Source organism: Janthinobacterium sp. SUN118 (assembly GCF_030397695.1).
Taxonomy (GTDB): domain Bacteria; phylum Pseudomonadota; class Gammaproteobacteria; order Burkholderiales; family Burkholderiaceae_D; genus Janthinobacterium.
In genome coordinates this window covers 2,751,487-2,763,845 of the sequence record NZ_JAPUBV010000001.1, presented here as the reverse complement: position 1 = coordinate 2,763,845, position 12,359 = coordinate 2,751,487, and the positions used below count along the sequence as shown (strand labels likewise).

General features: G+C 58.6%; 11 protein-coding genes. 6 read left to right on the top strand and 5 right to left on the bottom strand.

Translation table 11 applies throughout. The annotated features are described in order from the left end of the window. The first annotated feature begins 50 nt into the window (after positions 1 to 50). Positions 51 to 1,490: an amidase gene (locus O0880_RS12510; RefSeq protein ID WP_289886732.1), complete on the top strand. Its 1,440-nt coding sequence runs from the start codon at positions 51 to 53 to the stop codon at positions 1,488 to 1,490. Between the two features lie 6 nt (positions 1,491 to 1,496). Here O0880_RS12510 and O0880_RS12505 read toward each other — a convergent pair whose 3' ends face one another. After that, positions 1,497 to 1,919: a DUF2061 domain-containing protein gene (locus tag O0880_RS12505; RefSeq protein ID WP_071323622.1), complete on the bottom strand. Its 423-nt coding sequence runs from the start codon at positions 1,917 to 1,919 to the stop codon at positions 1,497 to 1,499. Positions 1,920 to 2,151: 232 nt separating this feature from the next. Here O0880_RS12505 and O0880_RS12500 point away from each other — a divergent pair, with 232 nt between their 5' ends. Further along, positions 2,152 to 2,934 (top strand): hypothetical protein, encoded by a 783-nt coding sequence (locus tag O0880_RS12500; protein WP_289886731.1) that lies wholly within the window; start codon positions 2,152 to 2,154, stop codon positions 2,932 to 2,934. 79 nt (positions 2,935 to 3,013) lie between these two features. Here O0880_RS12500 and O0880_RS12495 read toward each other — a convergent pair whose 3' ends face one another. After that, complete coding sequence (locus O0880_RS12495) at positions 3,014 to 4,423, bottom strand: glycosyl hydrolase family 18 protein (protein WP_289886730.1); 1,410 nt, start codon at positions 4,421 to 4,423, stop codon at positions 3,014 to 3,016. A gap of 274 nt (positions 4,424 to 4,697) precedes the next feature. Here O0880_RS12495 and O0880_RS12490 point away from each other — a divergent pair, with 274 nt between their 5' ends. Together O0880_RS12490 and O0880_RS12485 are read left to right on the top strand one after the other, a co-directional pair. After that, a complete protein-coding gene (locus tag O0880_RS12490; protein ID WP_289886729.1) occupies positions 4,698 to 5,000 on the top strand; it encodes a hypothetical protein in 303 nt (100 codons plus the stop codon). Between the two features lie 78 nt (positions 5,001 to 5,078). Further along, entirely contained in the window at positions 5,079 to 6,047 is a 969-nt protein-coding gene (locus tag O0880_RS12485) for a hypothetical protein (RefSeq protein ID WP_289886728.1), read from the top strand. A gap of 766 nt (positions 6,048 to 6,813) precedes the next feature. Here O0880_RS12485 and O0880_RS12480 read toward each other — a convergent pair. Together O0880_RS12480 and O0880_RS12475 are read right to left on the bottom strand one after the other, a co-directional pair. Beyond that, entirely contained in the window at positions 6,814 to 7,233 is a 420-nt protein-coding gene (locus O0880_RS12480) for a MerR family transcriptional regulator (RefSeq protein WP_071323617.1), read from the bottom strand. Between the two features lie 43 nt (positions 7,234 to 7,276). Beyond that, the gene (locus tag O0880_RS12475; protein ID WP_289886727.1) at positions 7,277 to 7,432 is read right to left on the bottom strand and encodes a hypothetical protein; all 156 of its coding nucleotides are present in this window, start codon (positions 7,430 to 7,432) and stop codon (positions 7,277 to 7,279) included. Positions 7,433 to 7,711: 279 nt separating this feature from the next. Here O0880_RS12475 and O0880_RS12470 point away from each other — a divergent pair, with 279 nt between their 5' ends. Then, positions 7,712 to 8,947 (top strand): NADH:flavin oxidoreductase/NADH oxidase family protein, encoded by a 1,236-nt coding sequence (locus O0880_RS12470; RefSeq protein ID WP_289886726.1) that lies wholly within the window; start codon positions 7,712 to 7,714, stop codon positions 8,945 to 8,947. A gap of 217 nt (positions 8,948 to 9,164) precedes the next feature. On the opposite strand, the gene O0880_RS12465 is transcribed toward O0880_RS12470, so the two are convergent. Next, a complete protein-coding gene (locus tag O0880_RS12465; RefSeq protein ID WP_289886725.1) occupies positions 9,165 to 9,995 on the bottom strand; it encodes an alpha/beta hydrolase in 831 nt (276 codons plus the stop codon). Positions 9,996 to 10,586: 591 nt separating this feature from the next. Between O0880_RS12465 and O0880_RS12460 the strand changes: the two genes are divergently transcribed. After that, the gene (locus O0880_RS12460; protein ID WP_156894809.1) at positions 10,587 to 12,242 is read left to right on the top strand and encodes a tyrosinase family protein; all 1,656 of its coding nucleotides are present in this window, start codon (positions 10,587 to 10,589) and stop codon (positions 12,240 to 12,242) included. Positions 12,243 to 12,359 lie beyond the last annotated feature (117 nt).

The window sequence follows — 12,359 nt, the reverse complement described above, 5'->3', positions numbered from 1 at the left end:
TACAGTTGTTCCTGTGATCTACGCTTTTAAACCATTACAGGAGAAATCTGATGCAACTCCATGAATATACAAGCTTTGATGGCCTCGGACTGGCCCGGCTGCTGCGCGACGGCGAAGTCAGCGCGGCGCAATTGCACGACGCTGCCATGCGCGCCTGCGCCGCCGTCAACCCGCACATCAACGCCGTGGTCGGGCTGTGGCCGGCCGACCTTGCCGGCATCGACAAGGCCGCGCCGTTCGCCGGCGTGCCCTTCCTGATCAAGGATGTGGCCGTCACCATGGCGGGCCAGGCCAGCGAGGCGGGCAGCCGTTTGGGCGCCGGCCATGTCGCGGCCGCCGATTCGCACCTGATGGCGCAGTTCCGCCAGGCTGGCCTGGCCACCTTTGGCCGCACGGGCACGCCGGAAATGGCGTTTGCCACCACCACCGAACCGGTCCTGTATGGCGCCACGCGCAATCCGTGGAACCTGGCCCTGAGCGCGGGCGGCTCCAGCGGCGGCGCGGCGGCGGCCGTGGCGGCCGGCATCGTGCCGCTGGCCCATGCGACGGATGCGGCCGGTTCCATCCGCGTGCCGGCCGCCTCGACGGGTCTGTTCGGCCTGAAGCCGAGCCGTGGCAGGGTCTCGAACGGCCCGACCATGGACGAGATCTTCAGCGGCCTGGGCGTGCAGCTGGGCGTGAGCCGCACCGTGCGCGACAGCGCCGCCTTGCTCGATGGTGTGCAGGGAAGCATGGCGGGCGAGCCGTACGTGACGGGCGCGCCCCGCCTCACCTGGCTGTCGCAGGTCAGCGTGGTGCCGGGCAAGTTGCGCATCGGCGTACAGCGCGCGGCCAGCAATGGCGCGCAACCGGTGCCCGCCGTGGACGCCGCGCTGGACGAAACCGTGCGCCTGCTCGAAGGGCTGGGCCACCATGTGGAACAGGTGACGCCGGCGCTGGGCGTGTCGTGGGAAGCGTTCGTGCAGGCGAATGCGCGCATCTGGTGCGCCAACCTGGTGCCGTGGATCGATGGCCTGGCGCAGGAAGGCGGGCGCAGCGTATCGCTGGAGACACTGGAAGCAGCCACCCTGGCGTGCTACCGCTATGGCAAGACGGTCTCTGCCGTCGAATTCGTCGCCGCGCTCGACGTGCGCAACACCGTCACGCGCCACGCGGGCGCCTTCTTCACGGAATATGACGTGCTGCTGACACCCACCATGCCGGATTTGCCGTGGCAGCTGGGCCGCTACGGGGAAAATGAAGGCACGTTGGACGGCCTGGGCTGGACGGCGCGCCTGTTCGAACATTCGCCGTACACGCCACTGGCGAACGTGGCGGGCTTGCCGGCCATGTCCGTGCCGCTGGCGATGTCAGCCGACGGCTTGCCGATCGGCATGCAGTTCATGGCGGGTTACGCCCAGGATGGCGTGCTGCTGCGCCTTGCCGGGCAGCTGGAGCGGGCGGCGCCATGGGTGCAAAGGCGGCCGCCCGTGTGGGCTGGCAGAGAATAACGTTGATTACAGGGCCGCCAGGCGCGCCGCGCCACGGCTTTCCTGGCGGGCACGGACACGTTCCCACAGGCGGTCATGGAAGGGCAGGACGATGACGTTGCAGATGGGCTCGACCACGGCCAGCAAGCCGCCGAAGGCCATCGAACCGGTGGCCCAGTACATGACGCCGAAGGCCACGCTCATGTGCAAGCAGGTCTGGCTGACCTTTTCGCCGGCCAGCGCGGCAAAGCCGAGGCGGCTGGCGGCGTAGCGGCGGCGGATCGCATGCCAGGCCTTTTCATGCCAGGGCAGCAGGGCCACATTGATGACGGGTTCGATAATCGCCGCCAGGCCACCGAGAGCCAGCGAGCCCGTCAGCAAGTAGGCGAGACCGAAGGCGATCGACATGTGCGTGAGAACCTGGCTGAATGTTTTGATCGCTGTAAACAAGGGACGCTCCTTTTCTGTTGAATTCGCTTATCCTTGAAGTAGATAGTAACGATTCTCATTTACAAAAGGAAGTAAAATATTTCAATCGAGTTGATCATTGAAAACTATCAATAAATCTTCTTTGATTATATTTTTCAATTTCCGTTCAATTAGCCCCTGTTTGCCCGTTTGCCCGGGCAGCCACTCGCTACACCTTGTTAGGCCAGTAGTTCTGGTGAATGCGGAGAAGCGAATGAATACCCTGTTTGATGACATCCTGACCACGGTCCAGCCCTGGTCGCAGCAAATGATTGCCGAATGGCGCGATATATTTCCATCGCAGCACGGCGCCAGCCTCGAAGATTTCGTCGTGCGCGAGTGCCGGCGGCGCGATGCGCGCATCGACATGCGGACGGTCGTGGGCCAGTCGGAACACTATGCGGGACAATCCTGGCGCGAGGCGGCGCTGGCGCCGCAGTACCGGCAGGACAAGATGCGCGGCGTCTTTGAGCTGTATGAGCGCCATCCCGACTACTATTTCAATGGCGACCTCGATAACGGCATCATGCTCAGCTCCATCGATGGCACGCACTGGTATACAGACGGCGGCGGCAGTCACCGCACGGTGCTGGCCAGGTTCGCCTGCGACCGCATTGCGCGCCAGACGGGCCGGTATCCGCTCGTGCGCGGCGTGTCGACCTGCCATTACCAGGCGGATATGCAGGCCTGGGACCTGTTTTGCCAGCTAAGCCAGTTAAGCGAGCGCCATGCGGCGGTGATTTTCGTACGCGTCAGGCGTGAAGAACTGCCTCCACGTCTAGTGCCTGGCGGTACGGACATCACGTGGCGGCTGCGGTTCTTTGTGGTGGACCGGCGTTTTGGCGGTGTTCCCCGCGCCGAGCACATCGACGCGGTGCGGTTTTGCGCGTATGCGCGGCACGTGCTGGCCCATGACGGCAAGCCGAGCTGGAGCGACCGTGTGCTGGACTGGCGGATTGGCGACCAGGAGCGGCTGGTGTACCAGTCCGGGGCTTGAACGCGCCACACTATATATATAGTGTGTGCAGAAACGGCAGGCCGGAGGAGGGGAGTCCTTCTCCGGCCTGCCTGGCGCCTTATGGCAAGGTTTTCAGCACATTCTTCGTCGGCACGGAGAAGTTATAGTTGTCGTGGCGGTCCCAGTTGATCGACCACGTCATCACGCCGCGGAAGTCCGGATACGCCTGCAAGGGCTTGATGGTGCCGCAGTTGAGCAGGCGCGTCAGGCAATTGAGGGCGTTGCTGACGTCGGCGTTGGTGGTAAAACCCGAGCCGGCCGAGCTGCGGCCCGACGGCACGCCGAAGCCCACCTGGTCAGGACGCAAGCCGGCGAAGGTGTTGCTGCCATAATTAAAGCCTTCGATCAGCATGCGCGCCGTGGCCACCAGCTGGTCCGCCGAACCGGCCTTGATGGCGCCCGTGGCGTACGGCGTGTAGATGTCGCCATTGTTGTAGTACTGCGGGTGCAGCACCGTCAGCTCGGAGCGCAGGGCGTTGATGATGGGAATATAGGCGCCCCAGATGCTGCCGTAGCTCGTATAGCCGCCTTCCACGTACACCCATTCGGGCGCCATCGACAGGTAAAAACTGTTGCCGACCTTGGCTTTCAGGTTTTTCACGGCAATCGGCAGGTAGGTCTGGATGGCAGCGCCTTGCGCCACGCCGTTTTCCAGGTCCAGGTCGATGCCGTCGAAGCCATATTTCGTGATGATGGCGTACAGGCTGTTGGTGAAGTTGGTGGCTTCGGCCGTGTTGCCGACGGAAACGGAGCCGTTTTGCCCGCCCAGCGACAGGATGACTTTCTTGCCTTTCGCCCGCTTGGCGGCCACGTCGGCGATGAATTGCGCTTCCGTGCCGGCGCCCGGGTCGATGGTCAGGCTGACATTGCCGCCGCCCGCGTTGTCGCCGAACGAGACGACGATCACATCCCAGTCGTCACTGACCTGGCTGATCGGGTAGGTGGCGCCGCTCGGATTGGTGAAATTGTGCCAGTAGCCGATCAGCGCGTGCTTCGCCAGGCCGGTGGGCGTCGGAGTCGGAGTCGGAGTCGGTGTAGGCGTTGGAGTCGGTGTAGGCGTTGGAGTTGGAGTTGGAGTCGGTGTGGGCGTCGGAGTCGGGGTTGGCGTTGGCGTTGGTGTCGGAGTAGGTGTTGGTGTGGGAGTCGGGGTAGGTGTCGGGGTAGGTGTCGGGGTTGGCGTTGGCGTGCCGCATTCGCCCACCGCCGTCCACGGCTGGCCGCTGCCGGCGCCGCCGCTGCTGGTCGATGGGTTATTGCCTTGTGTCCACCAGTTGGCGTTGTAATTGACATTGTTGTAGCTGGCCTTGCCGCCGCCGTTGTAGGCGGTGCTGCTGTTCCACGGCGTGTAGCAGGCGACGGCTTCCGTCGTGCCGGCCAGCAGCTGGCTGGCGCCCGCGGCGGATCCTTCACTGCCGCCGCCGCACGCGGCCAAAGTGCCCCCGAAGAGGGTAACGATGAGGGTATTCATGACTGTCCGGTTCACTTGCATCTCCTTGTGTGTTTTTTATCATGGCGGTCCGGTTCATCACCGTCCGATTTTCCAGAGTGCAAGCATTACAGGTGGTAGTCAACTGGTTTTATTCTTTGCGCAAGATCACAATACCAGTTGCGGCATCTCCCCATAGACTGGGCAATCCGAGCCATACCAGTGCTGATTTTCCGGGCCGCTGGTATGGTGACTGGATGGGCGCCAGCGGCGCGGCTTGACACGGCGCCGGGAGCAGGGCGGGGAAGGGAAGACGATGCCGGACGGCAGCGCGTGCGATGGCCGGGGGCCAGGCAGGCTGGCTGGCGCAGGCGGACAAATCAGCAGCGATGGCAAGCGCGATGGTCGCGCGCAGGCAGGGCTGGGACAAGGTCAGATGTTAAGACTTTTGATTCAAAATACTCTGCAAGGCAATGATTTCATGCATATCTCGCTCATGGGCAGCAATCTGACACGCGACAGCGTGGCGCCAAGGCAAGGGCGTTGTGCATGCGGTGCTGGCCTGCTGTTACCTGTTTGTATCGGGCTGATACGTACGCCGTTCCATGGCTTGTTATAACGTTGCAAATAGACCCGACATTGATTATCTTGGCCATTGCCGCAAAGGGATGGCTCTTGAGCAGGTGGAGACGCGCAGATGGACAAACTGGCACTCGAATTGTTTTTGGCGGAATCGACGGCCGTGGCCGTGGTGGGGGAATTTGACGCGCTCGGCAGCATGGCCAGCGCACTGAACAAACGGCACAAGGTGCGCCAGACCGATCTGCTCGATCTCTTTGAACTGGCCCAGGCCCAGGGGCCGAATACATTCGAGCGCGCCATCCTCGTGTTTTACCTGATGATCCTGGGCGGCGGCGCCTATGATGATCCCATGAATATCATCCAGGCAGCCGACCTGAAAACCCTGAGAATCAAACCCCATTGGGACGCCAGCGGCTTGCACAATTTCGATACGGTCTGCATCTGGGAACCGATGAATTTATGGGCTGGCTGGGCCAATGAAAATCAAAGCAACAACAACACGACCATTGACCCGCACATGCTGAATTTTTTCCAGAATTGCAAGGTCGTATTTACCGATGTCACGCCGCAGAAAACCAATACGACGCCGAACATGACGCTGGCCAACCATTTTTTGCCGGATGCGACGGCGAAGACATCGTGGACCTACGGTGGCGTTGCCAAGCGCGAACGCCGTTATTCGGCCCATAGCGACATGCTGGTCAGGCAACAACAGCATATTCAATATGAACTGGATAACTTCCAGCACCTTGCCAAGCCCAACACGGACAGCTCGCTGGCCGCGCAGGAGCTGCAACGCTACATGGACAATATCGGCATCCTCGAATCGCAAAGCACGACGGCCGGCACCCAGCACTACATAGAATTGCTCGATTCGCTGACGGCCAGGAACCTCGCCAATCTGGATTTCTACAACAAGATCGATGGCGCCAGGCAGCGCTGGATCAGCAACCGGGCAAAACTACGCGTCATCATCGACGACTGGACCCAGGACTTGCGCAACGGCGTCATTACCGGCGGCATGTTTTACAAGCCGCAGGCAAAGGGCATACCCAATCCCAAGAAGAGCAAAACGTTTCACTAGCGCGGATACAGCACCGACGCATGAGCCGAGAGCGCACGTGGCCATTGCCGGCAGCGTGATATGCGCCGGTAGCCAGGTCCGAAGCAGGCAGGCGGCGCAGCGATGACAAACGAACGGCGAAGCCGAAACATGACAAAATCGCATATGCGACTGGCGATCGAGCAAAATGGGGTTTTTCCCATATACATCCAATACTTCGCATAATTTATATTATGTCAAATTTATGATGGAGGTTAGCGGCTTTTCGTTCCTGGTGACGAGTTCCCACATTACTTCCATCTGGCGCGCGGCACGTTGACTGGTCGCAAGCTGTTCGCCAAATTGCCCTGTTGCCTGTTCGTCGTACAGCGATTTTTCAGCCGGTCAGAACGCAGCAGCCAACGGGCACCCGATGATTTGAGCGTATCGTTTCTCCCTGCGTTGCATCATGGCTTGCCGCTGCGGCCGCAACTTTGCCTGCAACTGTAGTCGCCGTCGCTCTAGGTGTCGGTGCTTCGGGTCTTCACCCTGACGTTCCGGGAATTCGCTGCCTGTTGCTGCAAGCCGTGGCGCAGGTGGTTTTCTGCTGGCAGCCGGAACAGTTAACCCGCTACCTTCGCCCTGCTTCTTCGTCGCTGATGCTGGGATACTGGCTCAGGCCACTGCCCATGGGCCGACGCCAGTTTCCGCTGCATGCTGGTCTCGATTACGACACGGCGGCCTTCTCTCCCGGCGCGTTTTGCCCCGATTGAATCCATGGGCTTCCAAAAATCACCGGTCTTGTGTTCTATATTTCACTTTTACTGGCTATGCCGATGCTTTCCATGACTCTGGCGACATTGTCCTTGCAAGCCAGATCATCAGGTTTTGCATCGATCAGTTGAATCAGCGACAGCAGATGGGCTTTGTTCTGGGCTAGGCGGACTTCGAGTGATTCAATATCCGCAATCTTCTTTTTGAGGGCCACCATCAAATCATCATGTCGCCATGAGGATATATCCTCTGGCAGGACTTGCCTGATTTCATCCAGGGAAAAGCCAGCCTGCTGCGCATCACTGATAATGGATAGCACCGCCACGGCTTCAAGCGGATAGTCACGGTAGCCGTTCGATTGCCGGCTCACGACTTTCAGCAAGCCCTTCGATTCGTAGAATCGAATCGTCGATGCGGCAAGGCCACTGCGCTTGGCCAATTCACCAATTTTCATAGTTTTTCCTGTTGTACAATCGTTTGCAACATTGTATTAGTCATTATTGCGGTTTGTTATTCTGCAGCGCCTTGAGTAGCGCTTGTGCCACTTCCTTGCCCGATCCGGGACTCTGGCCCGTGACGAAGCGGCCATCTGTAATCACGAAGCTGCCAAACGGGATAAAGCCCTTTGCATAGCGCGCCCCCTTGCTCTCCATCTCACTTTGCAGCAGCTAGGGCACTTTTTGGATTGTCCTCCACATGGTTGAAAGTACCAGGCCATGTCCGCTGACACGGCACGATCAACTATAAGCTTGAAGCCAACTTCAAGGTCAAGGGCCCAGTGCGCAGCCGATGGTTTTTTCTGTTCAAAGGATGGCAGTTCTGCAAACGCTTGTCTCGACCGGGATAGATGCGCAAAATTTTTCGTTTTAGGGCTTGACCTTCAAGTTAGCTTAAAGCTTATCGTGAGCGTATCGCAACCTTGGAAAATAACGATGAAACCCTTCACTGCACTGACGCTGCCCAATGGGGCAGTCATTCCGAACCGCCTGGCAAAGGCCGCCATGGAAGAGAATATGGCGGATAAAGATCATGCTCCTTCGGCGGAGCTGATTCGCCTGTACCGTGCGTGGGCTGACGGTGGCGTTGGCCTGATGATCACTGGAAATGTGATGATCGACCACCGCGCCATGACGGGACCGGGAGGCGTGGTTCTCGAGTCCGCACAATTTGGCGAACGTTTTGAGCAATGGTCCCGAACCGCCCGCGCACAAGGCGCGCAGATCTGGATGCAGATCAATCACCCGGGACGCCAGATGCCCGCTGCAATGGGACAGGAAACCATCGCACCGTCACCCGTGCCCATGGACCTGGGGAACTTTTCAAAGCAGTTTTCGGCTCCGCGGGAAATGACGGAGGCCGACATTGCCGACGTCAGACAGCGCTTTGTCAGGACCGCACGGCTGGCCGAAAGGTTCGGCTTTACGGGCGTGCAACTGCATGCCGCACACGGCTACCTGATCAGCCAATTCCTGTCCCCCATCACCAACAAGCGTACTGACCGCTGGGGCGGTTCACTTGAAAATCGCGCGCGGCTGCTGGTCGACATCGTCCAGGAGGTGCGACAGGCGGTGGGCAAAGGCTTTGCCGTTGCGGTGAAGCTCAACTCGGCGGATTTCCAAAAGGGTGGATTCAGTTCGGAGGACGCCAAGAAAGTTGTCTCCATGCTCAATCCCATGGGGGTGGACCTGATTGAATTGTCCGGCGGCAGTTATGAGGCGCCGGCCATGCACGGCCAGACCCGCGATGGCCGCACGCTTGCCCGCGAGGCCTATTTTCTGGAATTTGCCAAAGACATCGCAACGGTGGCCCGGATGCCCATCATGGTGACAGGCGGCATACGCCGTTATCAGGTAGTGGAGCAAGTGCTGAGCAGCGGCATCGATATGGCGGGCATGGGCACGGCGCTGGCAATCAATCCGCGCCTGCCTGAAGCATGGGCTTCTGACACATCAGCAATTCCGTTGCTTAGAGCGATCACCTGGAAAAACAAGGTGCTGTCGTCCATCGCCTATATGGCGATGGTGAAGTATCAACTGCGACGCCTCAGCCACGGAAAGCGTACCAGGCCCGATGTGGCCCCTGCCCTGGCGCTGCTGATTCAGCAATTGGAAACCAAAGTCAAGAACTGGCAGTATCGCCGCAGGATGGATAAACCGCGCAATGCCTGACGGCTGGGCGACGGCAGCTTCTCCACCTACATCAAGACACTGAAGCTGGGGAAAATGATGAAATATGAATACGTGCCAGAATTCCAGAGTGCACTGTATGCGCCGAAGCCACTCGCAGCCCTCGACGCCGAAAAATGATCTTGCGCGCATCTCGCCAGGCCCGCACCAACAGCGGGCCGGCGGGCGCCAGGGGGTGATCCACCGGCGCCCGTGGCTGTTAGCCTCGCACAAACGCCAGCAGGTCGGCGTTGATCGTGTCGGCGTTGGAAGTCGGCATGCCGTGCGGGAATCCCGGATAGGTTTTCAAGATGCCGTTCCTCAGCAGCTTCGCCGACAAGGGCGCGGAATTTTCATAAGGGACGATCTGGTCGTCGTCGCCATGCATGACCAGTACGGGAATGCTGATGCTCTTCAAGTCGTCGGTGAAGTCGGTCTGCGAGAAAGCCACGATACCGTCGTAATGGGCCTTGACACTACCCATCATGCCCTGCCGCCACCAATTCAGGATGACGCCTTCCGACGGCTTGGCGTCGGGGCGGTTGTAGCCATAGAAAGGGCCGGCAGGAATGTCGCGGTAAAACTGCGCCCGGTTCGCCGCGAGCTGGACCTGGAAGTTGTCGAAAACCTCCTTGGGGAGGCCGCCCGGATTGCCATCGGTCTTCACCATTAAGGGCGGCACCGCGCTGATGAGCACCGCCCTGGATACGCGATCCTCGCCGTGACGGGCAATATAGCGGACGACTTCGCCGCCGCCCGTGGAATGGCCGATGTGGACGGCCTTCTGCACGCCGAGGTGGTTCACGAGCGCCGCCACGTCATCGGCATAATGGTCCATGTCATGGCCGTCCCCGACTTGGCTGGAGCGCCCATGGCCGCGCCGATCGTGAGCCACTACCCGAAAACCGTTGGCCAGGAAAAACAGCATCTGCGCATCCCAGTCGTCAGCGCTGAGCGGCCAGCCATGATGGAAGAAGATCACCTGCGCCTCGCGCGGCCCCCAGTCTTTGTAGAATATCTCGACTCCATCCTGCGTTGTGACGTATGCCATGGTCCGTACTCCTATGTAATGTGTGAGTTGCCACCTGGTGAGGTATGAGCTGCTTGCTGTCACTCGGTAAAATCCTGCTCCTTTACGGTTTGGGCGAGACGACGGGAACGACTCGAACGGCCTGGCAACGTTTGCTTTCAGGACGGATCCCCCGCCCTGCCTGCCCAGCCGTGGCTCTACTCTAAGACTAAAGTCAACGTTAATGTCAATGCTCTTTTGATCTGGCACAGGAATCGGAGAATTGGCGCAGTGCCGTTTCCTGATGTTCTCCCCTCCCCGCCCGCCGTACGCGTGGGCCTGCGCCCGCGCCACGCTCCCTGCGCACTGATACGCAAGGCCAATCTTGCCGGCATCGCCCCGAAGCCTGGCCGCGCCATGCGTTGAGCAGTATTTGACAGAAAATTTGGGTGGCTGCTTATTATTTTTATGCAAGTAACAAATGGATGTAACTTTTTGAGCCGAGATGTTACTTGTTTTATCGTTCAATAATAAAGATGATGATGAGAAGAAATGTACGACCGTCGAACGCAGTATGCATCACTGGATTTTCAGGGTATTTCTTTCTTGTACAAAACCACGACAAGGTAAAATATGGCACAAATATCGATGGGCGTTCGTCGTTCCATTTTGGAAATCCAGACCAATTTCGAGAACAAGACGGATACTGAAACCCTGGAAAACCTGATGACTGCCTGGGCTGGCATCAAGGCGCTGGATTCCTCCAACCTCAATTCATTTTTTGTGCTTGGCGGTTATCACGGCGAACCGTTCCGCGGCGCTGGATATGGCAGCAGCGCATGGTGGGGCGGCTGGTGCAATCACGGAAACGTCCTGTTTCCAACCTGGCACAGATTGTATCTGGTGAAACTGGAAAAGGCATTGCAAAGCATTCCAGGATGTGAAAGCGTGATGTTGCCGTATTGGGATGAAACAGATGAATACTCACTGGCGCAAGGCATACCATCCTGCCTGACGGACGAGTTTTTCACCTATAGCAATGGAAATAAGATTCCGAATCCGCTGCGCTCATTCACGTTTCCAGTCAATATTACGGATAATATCTCCACGGACCAGGAAGGTGGCGCGGGAGGCTTGTATACCAAGAATGCAGGCTACACGACGGTTCGCTACCCTTATTCCGGCCTGGTGGGCACGCCTGCCAATCTGGCCGTGACTAAGCTGCACAACAGCCAGTGGAACGCGGCCGAAGCGGTTGTCGTGCTTAACCAGAACGTGGTTAACTGGCTCAATCTTGCCGTTATCAATATTCAACCGGATAACGTCAATAACAATACAACGATATCGGCCGGCATCCATACTGCCTACCAGAATTGCTTGAATGCGCCCAATTATACGGTTTTCTCGAATACGACGTCTGCCCAGAATTACAATGATTTACTGAGTACCGGTGAAACTCTGGCAGTGCCGCTTGAACAGCCGCATAACGATATGCACGTCGCGGTCGGCGGCGTCGATATTACAACGGTCGCCACGCAGAATTTTGACGGATCGCCGATCGTTGGCGCCAATGGCGACATGGGTGAAAATGACACGGCGGGCCTGGATCCGATTTTCTATTTCCATCACTGTAATGTCGACCGCATGTTCTGGGTCTGGCAAAAGAAAACTGGCAACCTCAACACACTCGATATCATTCCCCAATATCCGGGCACCAATTCTGTCGATAATCAGGGACCTACGCCCGGGGTGGCCGGCAATGTCTGGCTGTCGATGGACTCGCCGCTGATGCCATTTGTCGATGCGAACGGCAAGGTGCAAGTCGCCAGCGACGTGGTGAATATCGAGCAGCAGTTGAATTACACCTATTCGATCGGCTCGCTTGACCAGGCGAGCTGGCCGCAAACCGGGGCGTGCCGACAACAGATGCTGAACGTATCGGAAGGTTACAGCGGCCAGGTATTGACGGTGTCTGGCGCCAACAAGGCGGCCGTCCGCGGCTCCTTCCTGATCGCAGGCTATGCCACGGTGAATGGCCAGAAACACCTGGTCGGCGTCCAGTCCGTCCTGAGCCGGAATGCGATCCAGGGTTGCGCCAACTGCCAGACGCATTTGAATGTCAAGGCACACTTCAGTTTGAATCACCTGCCACAGAGTGTGGTAGCGAATTCCGACACGACCTTCAGTGCTGAAATTGTCGGCCACCAGGCCGATCCTGGCGTGAATACGCTGGCGCTGGCGTCGACTGCGGCGCCCCTCAGGAAGGCCTTGCGGGTCAGCCTGAAATAAGCAACAGCAACGCAGGCTGAAAGACATGGAATTGCGCTCTTTCAGCCTGCGTGATCCACGTATCTCTTTCAATTTGTCCTACCGCAAAGAATTCTTTGTCTGGTAACAGGAGCATGG